17 protein-coding genes are annotated in these 18943 nt (G+C 60.2%); 5 read left to right on the top strand and 12 right to left on the bottom strand.

Features of this window, described 5'->3' with window-relative positions; translation table 11 throughout:
• Positions 1-30 precede the first annotated feature (30 nt).
• Positions 31-2316, bottom strand: a complete 2286-nt coding sequence (locus tag JFT85_RS11795) for a TonB-dependent receptor (protein ID WP_053254363.1) — start codon at positions 2314-2316, stop codon at positions 31-33.
• 204 nt (positions 2317-2520) lie between these two features.
• Between JFT85_RS11795 and JFT85_RS11790 the strand changes: the two genes are divergently transcribed.
• Both JFT85_RS11790 and JFT85_RS11785 read left to right on the top strand, forming a co-directional pair.
• Complete coding sequence (locus JFT85_RS11790) at positions 2521-3201, top strand: Fe2+-dependent dioxygenase (RefSeq protein WP_053254364.1); 681 nt, start codon at positions 2521-2523, stop codon at positions 3199-3201.
• A 1-nt stretch (position 3202) separates the two neighbouring features.
• Positions 3203-3952, top strand: a complete 750-nt coding sequence (locus tag JFT85_RS11785; protein ID WP_053254365.1) for a tetratricopeptide repeat protein — start codon at positions 3203-3205, stop codon at positions 3950-3952.
• A 49-nt stretch (positions 3953-4001) separates the two neighbouring features.
• Here the strand turns inward: JFT85_RS11785 and JFT85_RS11780 are convergent, their stop codons facing one another.
• The 5 genes from JFT85_RS11780 to JFT85_RS11760 all read right to left on the bottom strand — a co-directional run bounded on the left by JFT85_RS11780 (position 4002) and on the right by JFT85_RS11760 (position 9089).
• Positions 4002-5165: a type III PLP-dependent enzyme gene (locus JFT85_RS11780; RefSeq protein ID WP_053254366.1), complete on the bottom strand. Its 1164-nt coding sequence runs from the start codon at positions 5163-5165 to the stop codon at positions 4002-4004.
• Positions 5166-5636: 471 nt separating this feature from the next.
• Positions 5637-6794 carry an osmoprotectant ABC transporter ATP-binding protein OsmV gene (locus JFT85_RS11775; RefSeq protein ID WP_017138294.1) on the bottom strand — a complete coding sequence of 386 codons (1158 nt, stop codon included), beginning with the start codon at positions 6792-6794 and terminating at the stop codon, positions 5637-5639.
• Positions 6791-7444, bottom strand: coding sequence for an ABC transporter permease (locus JFT85_RS11770; RefSeq protein ID WP_027604864.1), 654 nt, complete (start codon positions 7442-7444; stop codon positions 6791-6793). The genes JFT85_RS11775 and JFT85_RS11770 overlap by 4 nt, the downstream gene beginning before the upstream one ends.
• An 11-nt stretch (positions 7445-7455) precedes the next feature.
• Positions 7456-8352, bottom strand: a complete 897-nt coding sequence (locus tag JFT85_RS11765) for a glycine betaine ABC transporter substrate-binding protein (protein ID WP_069553187.1) — start codon at positions 8350-8352, stop codon at positions 7456-7458.
• A 20-nt stretch (positions 8353-8372) separates the two neighbouring features.
• Positions 8373-9089 carry an ABC transporter permease gene (locus tag JFT85_RS11760; RefSeq protein WP_027604862.1) on the bottom strand — a complete coding sequence of 239 codons (717 nt, stop codon included), beginning with the start codon at positions 9087-9089 and terminating at the stop codon, positions 8373-8375.
• 332 nt (positions 9090-9421) lie between these two features.
• Here JFT85_RS11760 and JFT85_RS11755 point away from each other — a divergent pair, with 332 nt between their 5' ends.
• From JFT85_RS11755 to JFT85_RS11745, 3 genes are all read left to right on the top strand, one after another.
• Positions 9422-11005, top strand: coding sequence for a peptide chain release factor 3 (locus JFT85_RS11755; RefSeq protein ID WP_017138290.1), 1584 nt, complete (start codon positions 9422-9424; stop codon positions 11003-11005).
• A 171-nt stretch (positions 11006-11176) separates the two neighbouring features.
• On the top strand, positions 11177-11422 hold the full coding sequence (locus JFT85_RS11750; RefSeq protein ID WP_201229881.1) for a hypothetical protein: 246 nt from the start codon (positions 11177-11179) through the stop codon (positions 11420-11422).
• A gap of 97 nt (positions 11423-11519) precedes the next feature.
• A complete protein-coding gene (locus tag JFT85_RS11745; RefSeq protein ID WP_169875877.1) occupies positions 11520-11777 on the top strand; it encodes a hypothetical protein in 258 nt (85 codons plus the stop codon).
• A 110-nt stretch (positions 11778-11887) separates the two neighbouring features.
• Here the strand turns inward: JFT85_RS11745 and JFT85_RS11740 are convergent, their stop codons facing one another.
• The 6 genes from JFT85_RS11740 to JFT85_RS11715 form a co-directional block, all read right to left on the bottom strand.
• The gene (locus JFT85_RS11740; protein ID WP_053254370.1) at positions 11888-12859 is read right to left on the bottom strand and encodes a peptide ABC transporter ATP-binding protein; all 972 of its coding nucleotides are present in this window, start codon (positions 12857-12859) and stop codon (positions 11888-11890) included.
• Positions 12859-13827 (bottom strand): ABC transporter ATP-binding protein, encoded by a 969-nt coding sequence (locus JFT85_RS11735; protein WP_053254371.1) that lies wholly within the window; start codon positions 13825-13827, stop codon positions 12859-12861. Before JFT85_RS11735 ends, JFT85_RS11740 begins: the two co-directional genes overlap by 1 nt.
• Before the next feature lie 10 nt (positions 13828-13837).
• On the bottom strand, positions 13838-14749 hold the full coding sequence (locus tag JFT85_RS11730) for an ABC transporter permease subunit (RefSeq protein WP_053254372.1): 912 nt from the start codon (positions 14747-14749) through the stop codon (positions 13838-13840).
• A 10-nt stretch (positions 14750-14759) separates the two neighbouring features.
• Positions 14760-15770 carry an ABC transporter permease subunit gene (locus tag JFT85_RS11725; RefSeq protein WP_010565541.1) on the bottom strand — a complete coding sequence of 337 codons (1011 nt, stop codon included), beginning with the start codon at positions 15768-15770 and terminating at the stop codon, positions 14760-14762.
• A gap of 76 nt (positions 15771-15846) precedes the next feature.
• Positions 15847-17445 (bottom strand): ABC transporter substrate-binding protein, encoded by a 1599-nt coding sequence (locus JFT85_RS11720; protein WP_053254373.1) that lies wholly within the window; start codon positions 17443-17445, stop codon positions 15847-15849.
• A gap of 80 nt (positions 17446-17525) precedes the next feature.
• A complete protein-coding gene (locus JFT85_RS11715) occupies positions 17526-18920 on the bottom strand; it encodes an OprD family porin (RefSeq protein ID WP_053254374.1) in 1395 nt (464 codons plus the stop codon).
• Positions 18921-18943 lie beyond the last annotated feature (23 nt).

The following is an 18943-nucleotide window of genomic DNA, read 5'->3' as shown; positions in this document are numbered from 1 at the left end:
GTGGGGCTTTTGGCTCAAGGCCGAGCGTGCTTAGAAGTGGAAGCTGGTGGTCAACAGCGCCGTACGCCCGGCCGCCTGGTTGGCAAAGTGTGCCGCGTAGGCTTTGTCGTAGTAGGTCTTGTCGGTCAGGTTCTGCACGTTCAACTGCAGGTCGACATTCTTGGTCAGCTTGTAGCTGGCCATGGCGTCGTAGCGGGTATACGCCGGTACGTACACCGTGTTGGCGGCGTCGCCGTAAACCTGGTCGACATAGAACGCGCCGCCGCCGATGGTCAGCTTGGGTGTGATGTCATACGTCGTCCACAGGCTGAAGGTGTTCTTCGGCGTGTTGGGCATTGCGTTGCCTTTGTTGGAGCCCGCGCTGATGACACCATTACGGCCGTTGAGACCGGCCTCCACCAGCTCGCTTTTCAGGTAGCTGTAGCCGGCGAACACTTGCCATTGATCGGTGAGTTTGCCGCTGGCGGACAGTTCGAGGCCGTCGACGCGAGACTCGCCGCCGTTCTGGTAGGTCATCGCGTCCACCAGGATTCGGGTGTTTTTCTTCTCGGTGCGAAAGACCGCAGCGGTCAGGGACAGGCGGCTGTGGAACAGGTCCCACTTGGTGCCCAGCTCATAGTTAACGGTTTCTTCCGGTTTCAGGTCGCTGGTGGCGGCACCGGCAGACAGTGGGTTGCCATCGGCACCTTCGCCGACCAGGCCGCCGGGCGGTGAGGCCGAGGTGGCGTAGGAGGTGTAGATGCTGCCGTTGTCCAGCGGCTTCCAGACCAGGCCGGCCTGCCAGTTGAAGAACTGGCTGTCGTCCTTGATTTTAGTGCGCCCGGCAGCGGCATTGGTGTTGGCCACGGTGTCGAAGGTGTCGTAGCGCACGCCGACGTTCAGCAGCCATTTGGGGTCCAGTTCGATGGTGTCGAACACATAGGCCGCGCGGCTGGTGGCCTTGGTGTTGGTGCCCAGGTAATTGCGTTTGGCGCTGCCTGTCCAGGCGTCGTCCGGTGTCGGGTTGCTCAAGGATGTGCACTGGCCGCCCAGGCTGCCTTTGGCCACGGTGCAGGTGGGGTTGGTATTCGGGCTGACGGTGTAGCCGCTGATGCGGGTTTCTTCCCCAGTGAATTCCAGGCCGGTCGAGTAAGCGTGCTTCATGCCCGCCAGTTGGAAATTGCCAAACAGATCGGTCTGGTTGGTGGTGGTGTCAGTGGTCGACACGCGACTGTTGGCGCGACGCCACACAGTGCCGAACTGGTTGACGTTGTGCTGGCTGTCGTCCGGCTGGGTGAGGATGTAGTCCTGACCGGTACTGCCATGGCGCAGGGTGTTTTTCAGCGTCATGGTGTCGTTCAGGTCGTGCTCGATCGAGAACGTGCTGATGTCGGCGCGGGTCTTGCGGAAGTCGCGGTCCTTCAAACCATAGAAGTTACTGCTGTCGCCGCCGTCGGTCGGTTTGTCATGCACATGAACGGCTTTGGCGCCGCTGTTGCTGTAGCCGTATGGAATCCCGGCGTCCGGCAGGTCGTTGCTTTCCATGTGGTAGTAGCTGACGTTGACGCGGGTCGGGGTGCCCAGGCCGAAGGTCAGCGACGGTGCGACGCCCCAACGGTCGTAGTCGATCACATCACGCCCGGCCACGTTTTGCTCATGGCTCATCAGGTTCAGGCGGAACGCGGCGGTGTCGAGGAACTGACGGTTTACATCAAGCACGTAGCGGCGGGTCTGGTCGGAGCCGTAGGTGAAACCGCCGTTGGTAAAGTCGCGGGCTTGTGGTGTTTTGCTGACCAGGTTGATGCTGCCGCCGGCCGAGCCGCGCCCGCCGAACGAGGAGTTCGGGCCCTTGCTGACTTCGATCGACTCGATGTCGAAGATCTCGCGGCTCTGGCCGCCGGTGTCGCGCACGCCATCAAGGTAGGTGTCGCCCTGGGCGTCAAACCCCCGAATGAACGGGCGATCGCCCTGAGGGTTGCCGCCTTCACCGGCGCCGAAGGTAATTCCCGGTACGGTGCGCAAGGCATCCTGCAACGAGGTCGCGGCGGTGTCCTTGAGGACTTGTTGCGGCACGACGGTGACCGAGCGCGGTGTGTCGACCAGTGGTGCGGTGTACTTCTGCGAAGACGCTTTTTCTACCTGGTAGGACGTGTTGTCCTGTTCCTGGCCGGTAATGCTGGTGGCACCCAGGGAGATGCTGTTGCGCTGGCCTTTTTGTTCAGTGCTTTCGGCCGCTTGCGCCATGTGGGCAGCAGAGCTGGCGCTGAGTGCAACGCCGATGGCCGAAGCCAGTACGCGTGGTGAACCGGCAGATATTTTTAGCGTAGTGCGCGACATGAGTTGTCCTTCCCCAAGGAGTTGAGGCCGCGGAATATAGGGTCAACAAGACTTGATATCAATTGCGATACATTGCTATTCGCACTGAATTTACATTCTTTACACTTTCCGCCTACGGTTTTTACCCGCTCGTTCGTCCCTGGGTTTTACAGGGAGGATAAGAATCAATACCATTGGCGCCTCTCTGATTTCAGGTATCGCCCCATGCTGCTGCACATTCCCGGCCTGTTCTCTCGCGAGGAGGTGCTGCGCATTCGCCAAGCCCTGGAAAACACCGAGTGGGCCGACGGTAAAATCACTGCCGGGCACCAATCCGCCAAAGCCAAACACAACCTGCAATTGCCCGAAGGCCACCCGTTGGCCAAGGAAATCGGCGCGGCAATGCTTGAGCGCCTATGGAAAAACCCGCTGTTTATGTCGGCGGCGTTACCGCACAAAGTCTTCCCACCGCTGCTCAATTGCTACACGGCGGGTGGCAGTTTCGACTTTCATATCGACAACGCCGTGCGTCAGCCCAGGGGCAGCCATGAGCGGGTACGTACCGACCTGTCGTCCACGCTGTTTTTCAGCGACCCGGATGAATACGACGGCGGTGAGTTGGAGATCCAGGACACCTTCGGCCTGCAGCGGGTAAAACTGCCGGCCGGCGATATGGTGCTTTACCCAGGTTCGAGTCTGCACAAAGTCAACGCGGTGACGCGCGGCACGCGGTATGCCGCGTTTTTCTGGACCCAAAGCCTGGTGCGCGAAGACAGCCAGCGCACCTTGCTGTTCGAGATGGACGGCGCGATCCAGCAACTGACCCGCGATGTTCCCGACCACCCGGCGCTGATCCAGCTGACCGGCACTTACCACAACCTGTTGCGCCGCTGGGTTGAGGTCTGACATGGGGTTTTTATTGCGCCGTGAAGAAGTCCTCACCGTCGAGCAATTGCAACGCATGCTCGATGACTCTCCGGTGCGTGCCGCCCAGGCCATCTTGATGGCGGCGAAGGAGGGCGTGGTCGACGCCCAGGCCCTGCTTGGGCAAATCCTGCTGGAAGGGCGCGGCATTGCACGTGATCAAGCGCTGGCGTTGCGCTGGTTCCAGATTGCGGCGCAGGGCGGGCATTTGATGGCCCGCAATATGGTCGGGCGTTGCCGGGAACATGGCTGGGGTTGCGCCGTCGACGAAGTCGCGGCCGCCAGCGAATATCGCCTGGCGGCAACGGCCGGGCTGGATTGGGGCCAGTACAACTACGCCAACCTGCTGGCCACCGGTCGCGGCGTGGCTGTAGATCAAGCGCAAGCGCTGGGGTTCTATCGCCAGGCGGCCGAGCAGGGCCATGCCAAGTCGATGAACCTTTTGGGGCGTTATCTGGAAGAGGGCCGGTGTTGCCCACAGGACCTGGAGTCGGCCGTGGCCTGGTATCGACGCTCAGCCGAAGGCGGGGATTTTCGCGGGCAGTTCAGTTATGCGGCGGTGTTGGCCGACAGCGGTCAGGTCGACACTGCGTTGGCGTGGTTACGCCAGGCACTGGCCGGCGGAAATCTCAAATTCCTGCGCACAGCCAGCAAGGCGTTGGCGGCGGCCGCCAATCCGCAGGTTCGGGCAATGGCCGAGGCCTACGAACAGCGCGCAACGACCCTGTCCTGACCCATAAAAAAACCCATGACATGTCATGGGTTTTTTGTGTGCGGCGTGCTTACACGTAGTACGACTTCAGCGGCGGGAAGCCATTGAATTCAACTGCGCTGTAGCTGGTGGTGTAGGCACCGGTCGACAACCAGTACAAACGATCACCAATCGCCAGGTTCAGTGGCAGGCCGTACTTGTAGTTTTCGTACATGATGTCGGCGCTGTCGCAGGTAGGACCGGCGATGACCACTTCTTCCATCTCGCCTTTCTTCTCGGTCCAGATCGGGAACTTGATGGCTTCGTCCATGGTTTCGATCAGGCCGGAGAACTTGCCCACATCCGTGTACACCCAGCGCTCGACGGCGGTACGCGATTTACGCGCCACAAGCACCACTTCGCTGACCAGGATACCGGCGTTGGCGATCAACGAACGGCCGGGTTCGAGGATGATTTCCGGCAGGTCGTCGCCGAAATCTTCCTTGAGGAAGCGGATGATTTCTTCAGCGTAGGTTTCCAGGCTGTTGGTGCGGGTGATGTAGTTGGCCGGGAAGCCGCCGCCCATGTTGATCAGCTTGAGGTGGATACCGTCCTCTTCCTTCAGGCGCTCGAAGATCACTTTGACCTTGGCGATCGCTGCGTCCCACACGCTGATGTCGCGCTGTTGCGAGCCGACGTGGAAGGAGATGCCGTAAGGCACCAGGCCCAGGTCGCGGGCGAGGATCAGCAGGTCCATGGCCATGTCGGTCTGGCAGCCGAATTTGCGCGACAGAGGCCAGTCAGCCGTGGTCGAGCCTTCGGTGAGGATACGCACATACACTTTCGAGCCCGGCGCGGCCTTGGCGATATTGCGCAGGTCGGCTTCGGAGTCGGTGGAGAACAGGCGCACGCCTTTCTCGTAGAAGTAGCGGATGTCCTTGGATTTCTTGATGGTGTTGCCGTAGCTGATACGGTCGGGGCTGACGCCACGGTCCATCACTTTATCCAGTTCGTAGATCGACGCGATGTCGAAGCTCGAGCCTTTGTCTTTCAACAGGTCGATGATCTCGACAGCCGGGTTGGCCTTGACCGCGTAATAGACTTTGGCGAATTCGAAACCGGCGCGCAGGTCATCGTAGGCCTGGCTGATCATCGCGGTGTCGATCACCACGAACGGGGTTTCTTGCTTGTCCGCGAACGCCTTCATTTTGTCAAAAGTGGCGCGCGCGAAATAATCTTCGACGTTGATCGACATGCTGGGAACTCCTAAGGGCAAACTGTTTTGATCAATGGGTGCAACTGAACGTCCTCCGTATCCCCACTTTGGTTCGCCTACTTCCCAAGGCATGTCGCCGAAAGCAAAAAGGCCATGGGATAACCGCGTCCCTTGGCCTTGCTGTCTCGTCGTCAGTACTTGAGCCGGATGGATCGTTTCCAGCATGGACGTTCGGCGCGAACTTTAGGACGTGAGGGGCCATAGATCAACTAAAAATGTCGCGTTTTTGCACGCGTTCGTCGCGGGACCCGGTGCAGCTACTTATGTAACCGACAGGTGTGACGGATTGATGTTCCCCGTCGAGTGGTAATCGAGGCGATTTCCCTGACTCACCGAAGGGGAAATGTGGGAGGGGGCTTGCTCCCGATAGCGGTGGATCAGTGACAGATGAAGTAACTGACACACCGCGATCGGGAGCAAGCCCTCTCCCACATTTTTTACCTCGTTGTGTCAGGCCAGGGCGGTCTCGGCAGGCGACACAATACTGGTCTTGCCGCCACGCGACTTACCGGAACTCAGGTACTCGGCAATCGACTCCTGAGTCACCTCACCGAGGAACACCCGCTCGGCATCCATCACCGGCAACCACGAACGGTTGAACTCATACATACGCGACAACAGGATGCGCAAATGCTCGTCGTACGCCGCCGTGGCGTTGAACTCGCGCAGGTACTGCCCGCAGGTACCGGTCTGACGGTGCAGGTCGCGACGTCGTACATAACCCAGCGCCTTGTTCTCGGCGCAGGTGACCACCACATAACGGCGGTCAGTTTCATCCATCAGCTCCAGCGCATCCGCCACCGGAGTTTCCGGGCTCACCGACGGGGCGTTGTCGGCTGCATCTTCGGCTTTGACCAGCAGCAGGCGCTTGAGGGTGCTGTCCTGGCCGACGAAGTTGCTGACGAACTCGTCAGCCGGATGCGCCAGCAAGGTGTCCGGATGGTCGATCTGCAGCAGCTTGCCGGCGCGGAAGATCGCAATCTTGTCGCCCAGTTTGATGGCCTCGTCGATGTCGTGGCTGACCATGATCACGGTCTTGTTCAGCGCGCGTTGCATCTCGAAGAATTCGTTCTGGATCATCTCGCGGTTGATCGGGTCGACCGCACCGAACGGTTCGTCCATCAGCAGCAACGGTGCATCGGCCGCCAACGCGCGGATCACACCGATCCGCTGTTGCTGGCCACCCGACAGTTCACGCGGGTAACGGTGCAGGTACTGCTTGGGTTCCAGCTTGATCATGCTCATCAATTCGCGGGCGCGGTCGTGGCATTTCTGCTTGTCCCAGCCGAGCAGCTTGGGCACCACCACGATGTTTTCCTCGATGGTCATGTTCGGGAACAGGCCGATCTGCTGGATCACATAGCCGATGTTGCGACGCAGGGTCACTTCGTCGAGGTCGGTGGTGTCTTCGCCATTGATCAGGATCTTGCCCGAGGTGGGCTTGATCAGGCGGTTGATCATTTTCAGCGTGGTGCTCTTGCCGCAGCCCGACGGGCCGAGGAATACGCAAATCTCGCCTTCGTTGACGGTCAGGCTAACGTCGTTCACGGCGGACACGGTTTTGCCGTTGCTTTGAAAAGTCTTGGTCAGGTTTTGAAGTTCGATCATTTGAGCAGTCCTTTTGGAGTCAGCGAGCGTTGCAGCCATTGCAGAAGCAGGTCGGCGAAGATGGCCAGGAGACTGACCAGCACGGCGCCAACGATCAGCATCGACATGTCGCTGCGGCTGATGGAAGCCAGAATAAGTACACCCAGGCCACCGGCGCCGATGGTGGCGGCAATGGTCATCACACCGATGTTCATCACCACGGCGGTGCGCACACCGGCGAGGATCACCGGCACGGCGATGGGCAGCTCGACCATGCGTAGGCGCTGGCCGAAGGTCATGCCGATGCCTTTGGCGGCTTCGCGAATGCCAGGCTCCACGCCCGTGAGGGCGAGGTAGGTGTTACGCATGATCGGCAGCAGGGAGTAGAGGAACACGGCGGTAATCGCCGGCATCGGCCCCAGGCCCTGGCCGAACTTGGAGTAGAACGGCAACAGCAGGCCAAACAAGGCGATGGACGGCACGGTCAACAGCACCGTGGCGCTGGCTTGCAGCGGACCGGCCAGGGTCGGGAAGCGGGTCATCAGCACGCCGAGGGGCACGCCGACGACAATCGCCAGGATTACCGCAATGCCGACCAGGGTGATGTGCTGCCAGGTCAGGTGCAGGACTTGGGCCCAATCAAGATGGGAAAAGGCGTTCAGGAATTCCATGTCTTCTCCTCTTATGGGTTGATCGGATGTTGGCGCAGGAAATCTGCAGCCACGGCGGACGGGCTTTCATGGTCGACGTCGACCCGCGCATTCAGTTGGCGCATGGTTGCATCGTCGAACAGCGCGGCCAGCGGCTTGAGGTCTGCGGCCAATTCAGGGTGGGCGTCCAGATAAACCTGACGCACCACAGGCGCTGCGGTGTAGTCCGGGAAGTAATGCTTGTCGTCTTCCAGCAGCTTCAATTTGAAGGCGTTCAGGCGACCGTCGGTGGTGTAGACCAACCCGGCAAACACCTGGCCATTACGCAGCGCGGTGTAGACCAGGCCAGCGTCCATCTGCCGGGTGTTTTTGCGGGTCAGGTTCATGTCATACAGCTTGACCATGCCGGCCATGCCGTCGGAACGGTTGGCGAACTCGGTATCCAGGGCCACCAGGCGCGTGCCTTTGGTTTTCTCTGCGAGTGCTTGGGTCAGGTCGCTGATGGTGTTGATCTGCGGGAATTCCTGGGCGACGTTTTCCGGCAGTGCCAGCGCGTAGGTGTTGCTGAATTTCGACGGCGAGAGCCAGACCAGGCCTTTTTTCGCATCGAGTTCTTTCACTCGGGCGTAGGACTGTTCGCTGTCGAGCTTTTCGTCCACGTGGTTGTAGGCCACCAGCGACACGCCGGTGTATTCCCAGATCAGGTCCAGTTGCCCGCTTTCCTGGGCACTGCGTGCCAGGTTACTGCCCAGGCCGCCGGTCACGCGGGTGTCGTAGCCCTTGGTGCGCAGGTATTGGGAGGTGATCTCGGCGAGCAGGGTCTGTTCGGTGAACACCCGGGCGCCGATACGGATCACTGGTTTTTCGGCGGCTTGCGCAAAACCTGCCAGCAGCAGGACGCAGCTCAGTATCAATGTCAGTTTTTTCATGTGAATTCCTTTGCCAAGCCTTAAGACGGACGCAACCCGCGTTCCAGCCAGAGGCGGCTGGCCATGGTCACCAGACCGTCGAGCAGCAATGCCAGCAGCGCGGTGCACGCGGCGCCGAGCAGCAATTGCGGCTGATTGTTCAGGGCGATGCCGGGGAAAATCAGGCTGCCCAGGCTGTTGGCGCCAATCAGGAAGGCCAGCGGTGCGGTACCGACGTTGATCGCCAGGGCCACACGCACGCCGCCGATGATGATCGGCACGGCGTTAGGCAGTTCCACGCGAAACAGCACCTGGCGCGGCGTCATGCCGATGCCGGTGGCGGCTTCTTTGAGTGAGCCTTGAACGTTTTTAAGGCCTTCGTAGGTGTTGCGCACGATGGGCAACAGAGAGGCGAGGAACAGCGCGAAGATGGCCGGGCCACTGCCGATGCCAAGGACGCCGAGGGCGATGGCCAGTACGGCCAGGGGAGGGACGGTGTTGCCGATGTTGAAGATCTGCATGAAGCGTTCTGCGCGCCCGACCATGTTCGGTCGGCTGAGCAGGATGCCGGCGGGGATGCCCACAACGAGGGCGGCCAGCATGGAGACTAGAACGAGGATCAGGTGTGCTTGCAGGTAAAACAACAAATCGTCGCGGTACAGTTCGATCGTGTTGATGCCGATCCAGTGGACCAGCAGGGCCAGGAGTGCGACGACAACCACACCTCCTATCAGCCCTTTGCCATAGCGAATAGCCACAGGCGGACTCCTTTTTTTCTTTTGTCGGCGAACACATTCTCCGGCGGCAATGCCATTCCTGGCTGCCTTCGAATGTGTTCGCGAAAAGCAGCTCGCCGATACCGGCAACGCGGTATGCGATCGAGCCATGAGCGCAGCCTCGTCAGGCTAACTTGCTGATTTTTCAGCCCCTGTTACGAGTGCGGTAGCAGGGGAGTGGACGTCTCTACCTTTTAAAAGGTTCCACACTTGGCAGCATTTAGCCACCCCCAATGGGCTGAACGGTGGTCCGGCGCCTGGGGTTTGCGCTATACTCGCCGCCCTTTTTTGACTCACCTGCCAGGCGATTTCCCATGACCCACCAGGCCGCCGAAGTCGCGAAACGCCGCACTTTCGCCATTATTTCCCACCCCGATGCCGGTAAAACCACCATCACCGAGAAGCTGTTGCTGATGGGCAAGGCAATCGCTGTGGCCGGCACGGTGAAATCCCGCAAATCCGACCGCCATGCGACATCCGACTGGATGGAGATGGAAAAACAACGGGGTATTTCCATTACCACGTCGGTCATGCAGTTCCCGTATCGCGACCACATGGTCAACCTGCTCGACACCCCGGGCCACGAAGACTTCTCCGAAGACACCTACCGCACCCTGACCGCGGTGGACTCGGCCTTGATGGTCCTCGATGGCGGTAAGGGCGTTGAGCCACGGACCATCGCGCTGATGGACGTCTGCCGTCTGCGTGACACGCCAATTGTCAGCTTCATCAACAAACTCGACCGCGATATCCGCGACCCGATCGAGTTGCTGGATGAAATCGAAGCCGTCCTGAAAATCAAGGCCGCGCCGATCACCTGGCCGATTGGTTGCTACCGCGACTTCAAGGGCGTTTATCACCTGGCCGACGACTACATCATTGTCTACACCGCCGGCCACGGTCACGAACGCACCGAAACCAAGATCATCGAGAAACTCGACTCGGACGAAGCCCGCGCCCACCTGGGTGACGAGTACGACCGTTTTGTCGACCAGCTGGAACTGGTACAGGGCGCCTGCCACGAATTCAATCAGCAGGAATTCCTCGACGGCCAGCTGACGCCGGTGTTCTTCGGTACGGCTCTGGGCAACTTCGGTGTCGATCACGTGCTTGATGCCGTGGTGGACTGGGCACCGAAACCCCTGGCCCGCGTTGCCAACGAGCGCACCGTGGAACCGGTCGAAGAGAAATTCACCGGCTTCGTGTTCAAGATCCAGGCGAACATGGACCCCAAACACCGCGACCGTATCGCCTTCATGCGCATCTGCTCCGGCAAATACGAAAAAGGCATGAAGATGCGCCACGTGCGCACCGGCAAGGACGTGCGCATCGGCGACGCCCTGACGTTCTTCTCCTCCGAGCGTGAGCAGCTGGAAGAAGCGTTCGCCGGCGACATCATCGGTTTGCACAACCACGGCACCATCCAGATCGGCGACACCTTCACCGAAGGCGAAGCCCTGGGCTTCACCGGCATCCCGCACTTCGCCCCGGAACTGTTCCGCCGCGTACGCCTGCGTGATCCGCTCAAGTCCAAGCAACTGCGCCAAGGCTTGCAGCAATTGGCCGAAGAGGGCGCCACCCAGGTGTTCTTCCCCGAGCGCAGCAACGACATCATCCTCGGCGCCGTCGGTGTGCTGCAGTTCGATGTGGTCGCCAGCCGCTTGAAGGAGGAATACAAGGTTGAATGCTCCTACGAGCCAATCACCGTGTACTCCGCGCGCTGGATCGATTGCAGTGATAAGAAGAAGCTGGAAGAGTTCTCCAACAAGGCCGTAGAAAACCTGGCGATCGACGGCGGTGGTCACCTGACCTACCTGGCACCGACGCGGGTCAACCTGGCGCTGATGGAAGAGCGCTGGCCGGATGTGAAATTCCGGGCGACGCGTGAGCACCACTAAGGTCTGCGCGGTACACCAAAGGGCGAAGCTGTCATGGCTTCGCCCTTTTTTGTGGGCGCGACGCTGCTCCCACAGTTGGTCTTCATCTGTCTGTGGCATTGGCGAGAAGCCCGCATCCGGTCTAGCGTATTCAAATACTTCACGCACTCACCGACGGATCAGGAGACGACCTTGCGTACAACTCAATGTGCCGTCCAGCTGATGTTGCTGGCGGCTTTGGGGCTGGCAGGCACCTCGGCGCTGGCGGAGACCGGCACGCCACAGTGGAAAGACACCGGCCCGGTTACCAAGAAAAAGCAGAAGGAGGTCAATTCCGGCAGTTGGCAGCCCCGGGCTCAGCCCGCGCCCAAGGAAGACCAAGAGAACCCCTACAACGAAGGTGAGGACAGCGAAACCTACGATGACGGCGATACCTGAAGCCTGATTGGCGTAAAACCGAGAACGAAACTAGCTTAAATCCCAGTGCCGGCCGCATGCTGGTGCACGTGATTCACTGACTGGACGGAAATCGACCATGACTATCTTTCAACGTTTGGTGTTGTTGCTAAAAGTACTGGTGATGCTATCGCTGGGTGCTTCCTCTGCATGGGCCAGTACGGCCGTGCACAGCCAGGCGCCGGGCTATGTGGCGGCAAAGACGCCGCAGGTGGGTGGTTTGCAGTTGGCCAAGAGCGAGGCCGAGCCTGGTGATGAGGACCAAGGCGGCTCCAAGGATGATGATGATCAGCAAGCGCCAGATGACGATGACACCGAAGGCGATAGCGATACCTGAGTCGAACAAAAAAAAGCCCCACCTGCCGGACTGATGCGCAATCCGACGGGTGGGGCGGTAGAACTCCTGTAATGCCCTGGGCTTAATCACCCAGGGCATTTTTGTTGCGCTCAGGCCACAAACTGCTCCGCGTAGTGGCATGCCACCTGGCGGTTATCCAGGGCGCGCAGCTGCGGTTCCTCGCTGCTGCACCGCGCGGTCGCATACGGGCAGCGCTTATGGAAAGCGCAACCTGGCGGCGGGTTCAGCGGGTTGGGCAGTTCGCCGACGATCTTGATCTTCGGCTTGCTCGGGTCCGGGTGGATGGTCGGGGTGGCTGACAGCAGCGCCTGGGTGTACGGGTGCAGCGGGCGGGCGTAGATGTCTTCCTTGGGGCCGACTTCTACCGGGCGGCCGAGGTACATCACCATCACGTCGTCGGCGACGTGTTGCACCACCGCCAGGTTGTGGGAGATGAACACGTAGGCGGTGTTGAATTCCTGCTGCAAGTCCATGAACAGGTTGAGTACCTGGGCCTGGATCGACACGTCGAGTGCCGAGGTCGGCTCATCCGCCACCAGCACTTTAGGTTGCAGCATCATGGCGCGGGCCAATGCGATCCGCTGGCGCTGGCCACCGGAGAACATGTGCGGGTAGCGTTGATAATGCTCAGGGCGCAGGCCCACTTGCTTCATCATCGCCTGCACTTTCTCGCGGCGCTCGGCGGCCGACAGGTGGGTGTTGATCAACAGCGGCTCGCCGAGTTGATCACCCACTTTCTGACGCGGGTTCAGCGACGCATACGGGCTCTGGAACACCATCTGCACGTCTTTGCGCAATTGCTTGCGCTGGGCCTTGTCGGCGCCGGCCACTTCCTGGCCGGCGATCTTCAAGGAGCCCGATGACGGCTCTTCAATCAGTGTCAGCGCACGGGCCAGGGTGGATTTGCCGCAACCCGACTCGCCTACTACGGCGAGGGTCTTGCCAGCTTCCAGCTCGAACGACACACCATTAAGCGCACGCACCAGGGCATGGCCCTTGAACAGGCCACGGGACACTTCGTAGTGGCGGGTGAGGTCGCGGGCGGTAAGAACGACGGCCATTACGCCACCTCCTGGTTCAAGGGGTAGAAGCAGCGCGCAAGGCTGTTGCTTTTCGGGTCAAGGCCGGGCCGCTGGGCACGGCAGGCTTCCTGCACATACGGGCAGCGCGGCGACAGCAGGCAACCCTGCGGGCGGTCATAGCGGCCGGGCACGATACCCGGCAACGTGGCCAGGCGCGTGGCGCCAAGGCTGTGCTCGGGGATCGCCTTGAGCAGCGCTTCGCTGTACGGATGCGCCGGAATGTCGAACAGTTGCGGTACTTGGCCGACTTCCACGGCCTGGCCGGCGTACATCACGCACACGCGCTGGGCGGTTTCAGCCACGACCGCAAGGTCGTGAGTGATCAGCACCAGGCCCATGTTCTGCTCTTTCTGCAGGGCCAGCAGCAATTCCATGATCTGCGCCTGGATGGTCACGTCCAACGCGGTGGTCGGTTCGTCAGCAATCAGCAGTTTCGGCTCGCCGGCAATTGCCATGGCGATTGCGACACGCTGGCTCATACCGCCGGACAGTTGGTGCGGGTAGGCGTCCATACGGCTGGCAGCGCCGGGGATCTCGACCTTTTCCAACAGTTCGATCGCACGCTTGCGCGCTTGCTTGCCGGACATTTTCAGGTGCAGGCGCAGCACTTCTTCAATCTGGAAACCCACGGTGTAGCTGGGGTTCAGCGCGGTCATCGGGTCCTGGAACACCATCGCCAGGTCTTTGCCGACGATCTGCCGACGCTGGCGGTTGCTCAGCTTGAGCATGTCCTTGCCGTCGAAGTTCAGCGCGTCAGCAGTGACGATACCGGGGTGCTCGATCAGGCCCATCAGCGCCATCATGGTCACGGATTTACCCGAACCCGACTCGCCAACGATTGCCAGCACTTCGCCTTTGTCGACGGAAATGTCGAGGCCATCGACCACCGGCACGGCGGTCTTGTCGCCGAAGCGGACGTTGAGATTCTTGATTTCTAACAGTGACATGGGAATCTCCTCAGGCGGCGTTCTTGAGTTTCGGGTCCAGCGCATCGCGCAGGCCGTCACCCATCAAGTTGATTGCCAGCACGCTGAGCAAAATGGTCAGACCCGGCAGGCTCACCACCCACCAGGCGCGTTCGATGTAGTCACGGGCCGAAGCCAGCATGGTGCCCCACTCAGGGGTTGGCGGTTGTACGCCAAGGCCGAGGAAGCCCAGGGCCGCGGCATCGAGAATCGCCGAAGAGAAGCTCAAGGTCGCCTGAACGATCAGCGGCGCCATGCAGTTAGGCAGCACGGTGATGAACATCAGGCGTGGCAGGCCGGCGCCGGCGAGGCGGGCGGCCGTCACGTAGTCGCGGTTCAGTTCGCCCATCACCGCAGCGCGGGTCAGACGGACATAGGACGGCAAGGACACGATGGCAATCGCAATCACGGTGTTGATCAGGCCAGGGCCGAGGATCGCGACAATGGCAACGGCCAGCAGCAGCGATGGCAGGGCCAGCATGATGTCCATCAAACGCATGATGGTTGGGCCAAGCAGGCGCGGGAAGAACCCGGCGAACAGACCCAGCAGGATGCCCGGGATCAGCGACATCACCACCGACGACAAGCCGATCAGCAAGGACAGGCGTGAGCCCTGAATCAGACGCGAGAGCAGGTCACGGCCCAGTTCGTCGGTACCCAGCAGGAATTGCATCTGCCCGCCTTCCAGCCACGCCGGTGGGGTGAGCAGGAAGTCGCGGTATTGCTCGCTCGGGTTATGCGGCGCAACCCAAGGGGCGAAGAGCGCGCAGAACACGATCAGCAACATGAACAGCAGGCCGGCAACCGCGCCTTTGTTTTTGGAGAAGGCTTGCCAGAATTCTTTGTACGGGGACGGATACAGCAGGCTTTGATCGACTGCTGACACTTGAGTAGGTGTGGTCATGGTCATGATCTCAGCGCTGGTGACGGATGCGTGGGTTGGCGAAGCCGTAGAGGATATCCACCACGAAGTTCACCAGGATCACCAGGCAGGCGATCAGCAGGATGCCGTTTTGCACCACCGGGTAGTCCCGCGCGCCAATGGCTTCGATCAGCCATTTGCCGATGCCAGGCCACGAGAAGATGGTTTCGGTCAGGACCGCACCGGCCAGCAGCGTGCCGACTTGCAGGCCGACCACGGTGAGGACCGGGATCAGCGCGTTACGCAGGCCGTGTACGAATACCACGCGCGCCGGCGACAGGCCTTTGGCCTTGGCGGTACGGATGTAGTCTTCACGCAAGACTTCGAGCATCGACGAACGGGTCATCCGCGCAATCACCGCCAGCGGGATGGTACCGAGCACGATGGCCGGCAGGATCAGGTGGTGCAGGGCGTCAAAGAATGCGTCCGGCTCGTCAGCCAGCAGGGTGTCTATCAGCATGAAGCCGGTGCGCGGCTCGATGTCGTAAAGCAGGTCGATACGTCCGGAAACCGGGGTCCAGCCCAGGCTTACCGAGAAGAACATGATCAGGATCAGGCCCCACCAGAAGATCGGCATCGAATATCCCGCGAGGGAGATGCCCATCACCCCATGGTCGAACAGGGATCCTCGTTTCAAGGCCGCGATTACCCCGGCCAACAGGCCCAGGATACCGGCGAACAACAGGGCGGCCATGGACAGTTCCAGGGTTGCCGGGAAGAGGGCGGTGAATTCGGTCCACACGCTGGTGCGCGTGCGCAGCGATTCGCCAAGGTCGCCGTGGGCGAGCTTGCCAACATAATCCAGGTATTGCGCGTACAAAGGCTTGTTAAGGCCAAGGCGTTCCATTGCCTGTGCGTGCATCTCGGGGTCGACTCGTCGTTCGCCCATCATGACTTCGACGGGGTCGCCGGGGATCATGCGAATCAACGCAAACGTCAGCAACGTGATGCCGAAAAACGTGGGGATCAATAACCCCAATCGGCGGGCAATAAAACTAAACATCTTGTTGTGTACCTCAATCAGCCGGTTAGGCAGGTTCGGCACCGTCAATGGCGACGGTGCCGAGCGTCTTCTCTTATTACTTCACCTGGGTGGTGGCGAAGTTATTTGTCGTCAGAGGGCTTTGGGTAAAACCTTCGACGTTTTTACGCATGGCGGTGAACATTTTCGGGTAAGCCATGGGAATCCACGGTTGGTCCTTGGCGAAAACGTCCAGGGCTTGTTCATAGAGTGCAGCGCGCTGTGTGGGTTCAGCGTCAGCGCGGGCCTTGTCGATCAAGTCTTGAAACTCTTTGTTACACCAACGGGCGTAGTTTTCGCCGTTTTTGGCTGCATCGCAACTCAGGTTAGGCGTGAGGAAGTTATCCGGATCGCCGTTATCCCCTGCCCAGCCAGCCGAAACCATATCGTGCTCGCCCGCTTTGGCGCGTTTGAGCATTTCGCCCCATTCCATCACCTTGATGTTCACTTTCAGACCGATTTGCGCCAAGTCCGCCTGCATGCGCTGGGCGCCGAGCATCGGGTTAGGGTTGGTCGGGCCGCCACCGTTACGGGTGAACAGGGTGATCTCGGTGCCTTCCGGTACGCCGGCTTCCTTGAGCAAGGCGCGGGCTTTATCCAGGTCCCGTGGCGGGTTTTTCAGTTTGTCGTTGAAACCCAGCAGGGTGGGCGGGTACGGGCCGGTGGCATCCACAGCGTTGCCTTTGCCGTACAGGGATTCGTTATAGCCTTTTTTGTCGAACGCGATGTTGATCGCGTGACGCACCCGTGCGTCGCTCATGTACTTGTGCGTGGTGTTCAACGCGGTGTAGCTGGTGGTCATCGCCGCCAGCTCTGCCACTTTCAGGTTCGGGTCGGCTTTCATGCTCGGCACGTCATCCGGTTTCGGATACAGCGCGATCTGGCATTCGTTGGCCTTGAGTTTCTGCAGGCGCACATTGTTGTCGGTGGTGATCGCCAGGATCAGCGGGTCAGCCGGCGGCTTGCCACGGAAGTAGTCCGGGTTGGCCTTGAAGCGCACTTGGGCGTCTTTGGCGTAGCGGGTAAAGATGAACGGCCCGGTGCCGATCGGCTTGGCGTTCAGGTCATCGGTCTTGCCGGACTTGAGCAACTGGTCGGCGTATTCGGCGGAGTGAATCGAGGAAAACGCCATGGCCAGGTCGGCCAGGAATGGGGCTTCAGGGCGGGTCAGGGTAAATACGACGGTGTGGTCGTCGGTCTTCGTTACGCTCTTGAGCAGTTCCTTGAAGCCCATGCTTTCAAAGTACGGGTAGCCCACGTTGGACTTGTTGTGCCAAGGGTGGTTCGGGTCCAGCTGGCGCTGGAAGCTCCAAAGCACGTCGTCGGCATTCATGTTGCGCGTGGGTTTGAAGTAGTCGGTGGTGTGGAACTTGATGTCGTCACGCAGGTGGAACGTGTAGGTCAGGCCATCGGCGCTGATTTCCGGCAAGGCCTTGGCCAGCGCGGGGACTACTTCGGTGGTGCCGGGCTTGAAGTCCACCAGGCGGTTGAACATGGTTTCGGCAGCGGCGTCAGCCGTCACGGCGGTGGTGTACAGGACCGGGTCAAAACCTTCCGGGCTGGCTTCGGTGCAGACCACCAGCGGTTTGGCTGATACGCCGATCGCAACGCTCAACAGCGCAGCGGCAATGGCAGCTTGTAGCGGGAGCATTTTCATTCAGAGCCCTCTGCAATCGATTAAACCAGACAAGCGTAGACGGCGGGCTCGTCATGAGCCCGCCGTCTACCTGGCGCTAATTAAAGAATGTTGAACGGGATGGTGGTGACCAGGCGGAACTCACGGAGGTTGCCGTCAGCCTGGTTGGCGCTGGCGCGGTGAGTCACGTAGGTACCACGAATGGTGGTGGCCTTGAGTGGGCCGCTCTGCAGGGCGTAGGAAGTACCGATGCCGTATTCCTGGTGTTTCTCGCCGTCCTGGGACTGGATGCCGTCGTAACCACGGCCGGCGATGCCACCGTTGCCGGTGTAGTGGGTGCCGTCGATGCCCCAGCCGCGAGCCGAGTAGATATTGAACTTCAGGCCTGGCACGCCGTATTCGGCCATGTTCAGACCGTAGGCAACCTGGAAGGATTTCTCGTTCGGGCCGTTAAAGTCGGACGTCAGGGAGTTGGCCAGGTAGATGCCGTTGGTTTCGTGCAGGTAGTCGAAGTACTCGTTACCGTTCACTTCCTGGTACGAGAAGGTCAGGCTGTGGGCTTGGTGAGTCAGGCCCAGCGACAGCGAGTAGGTATCGTTGTCGATCTTGCCCATCAGCTTTTTGCCGGTATCGACGGTTTTGTAGTAGTTCAGGCCGGTGGTCAGAGCCAGGGTCTGTGCATCACCCAGTTCGTGGGTGGCGCCGAAGTAGTACTGGTTCCAGAAGTCTTCGACGTTGGCGGCGAACAGGCTGGTTTTCAGGCTTTTGAATGGCTGGTAGTTAACGCCCAAGGTGTTGACCTTGTCGGTTTCCTGGCCATTGCCGTATTCGGTGCGGAATTTCGACAGGCTCTGTTCGGTACGTGGCGAAACGCGGTCAAACACGCCGCCCTGGAACGACAGGTTGCTGAATTCTTCGCTGTTGAAGCTCACACCTTCAAAGCTCGAAGGCAGGGCACGGTTGCCGATGGTGTCGACGATACCGCTGCTGAAGTTCTGGCGACCGGCGGTCAAGGTGGTGTTCGAGACACGGAACTTGACGTTGGCCAGGCCCAGTTTGCTCCATTGGTCGACGGCGTCACCGTTGGAGTCGGCCAGGGTACGGTTGGAACCACCCTTGATGTCGCGCTTGCTACGGTCCAGAACCAGAGCGTTGTAGACCGCCACTTCGGTGCTCACGCCAACGGTGCCTTGGGTGAAGCCCGAGGTGGCGTTGAGGATGGTGCCTTGTACCCAGTTGGTACGGTACGCGTCAGTGCGGGTTTCGCCGTGCTTCTGGTAGCTGAATTTGCTGCCGCGGAAGCGTTGTTCGTTGGCGAACCAGTTACGGGTGGTACCGCCCAGGCTGAATCCATCGACAAAGCCTTTGGCCTCGCTTTGGGCACTGGTGCCGGCCAATGTGGTTGGAACGAAGTCCTGGCTCTGGGTTTCAGCGAAGGCGGTTGCCGTGATGCTGCTGATGGCCAGGGCCAGAAGCGCTTTGCTGCTCAGTTTCATGGGTGAAGCTCCTTTGGTTCTCT

It is taken from the genome of Pseudomonas sp. TH04 (genome assembly GCF_016651355.1).
Classification (GTDB): domain Bacteria; phylum Pseudomonadota; class Gammaproteobacteria; order Pseudomonadales; family Pseudomonadaceae; genus Aquipseudomonas; species Aquipseudomonas fluorescens.
Note: the sequence above shows the minus strand (reverse complement) of the source record. Positions and strands in the feature narration are given on the sequence as shown.

Bases quoted from the DNA above. Each gene is read 5' to 3' on its own strand.
- JFT85_RS11780 (WP_053254366.1), bottom strand. From the start codon at position 5,165: ATGTCGATCAACGTCGAAGATTATTTCGCGCGCGCCACTTTTGACAAA.
- JFT85_RS11725 (WP_010565541.1), bottom strand. From the start codon at position 15,770: ATGTTTAGTTTTATTGCCCGCCGATTGGGGTTATTGATCCCCACGTTT.
- JFT85_RS11795 (WP_053254363.1), bottom strand. From the start codon at position 2,316: ATGTCGCGCACTACGCTAAAAATATCTGCCGGTTCACCACGCGTACTG.
- JFT85_RS11755 (WP_017138290.1), top strand. From the start codon at position 9,422: ATGACCCACCAGGCCGCCGAAGTCGCGAAACGCCGCACTTTCGCCATT.
- JFT85_RS11785 (WP_053254365.1), top strand. From the start codon at position 3,203: ATGGGGTTTTTATTGCGCCGTGAAGAAGTCCTCACCGTCGAGCAATTG.
- JFT85_RS11770 (WP_027604864.1), bottom strand. From the start codon at position 7,444: ATGGAATTCCTGAACGCCTTTTCCCATCTTGATTGGGCCCAAGTCCTG.
- JFT85_RS11715 (WP_053254374.1), bottom strand. From the start codon at position 18,920: ATGAAACTGAGCAGCAAAGCGCTTCTGGCCCTGGCCATCAGCAGCATC.
- JFT85_RS11740 (WP_053254370.1), bottom strand. From the start codon at position 12,859: ATGGCCGTCGTTCTTACCGCCCGCGACCTCACCCGCCACTACGAAGTG.
- JFT85_RS11765 (WP_069553187.1), bottom strand. From the start codon at position 8,352: ATGAAAAAACTGACATTGATACTGAGCTGCGTCCTGCTGCTGGCAGGT.
- JFT85_RS11775 (WP_017138294.1), bottom strand. From the start codon at position 6,794: ATGATCGAACTTCAAAACCTGACCAAGACTTTTCAAAGCAACGGCAAA.
- JFT85_RS11745 (WP_169875877.1), top strand. From the start codon at position 11,520: ATGACTATCTTTCAACGTTTGGTGTTGTTGCTAAAAGTACTGGTGATG.
- JFT85_RS11790 (WP_053254364.1), top strand. From the start codon at position 2,521: ATGCTGCTGCACATTCCCGGCCTGTTCTCTCGCGAGGAGGTGCTGCGC.
- JFT85_RS11730 (WP_053254372.1), bottom strand. From the start codon at position 14,749: ATGACCACACCTACTCAAGTGTCAGCAGTCGATCAAAGCCTGCTGTAT.
- JFT85_RS11720 (WP_053254373.1), bottom strand. From the start codon at position 17,445: ATGAAAATGCTCCCGCTACAAGCTGCCATTGCCGCTGCGCTGTTGAGC.
- JFT85_RS11735 (WP_053254371.1), bottom strand. From the start codon at position 13,827: ATGTCACTGTTAGAAATCAAGAATCTCAACGTCCGCTTCGGCGACAAG.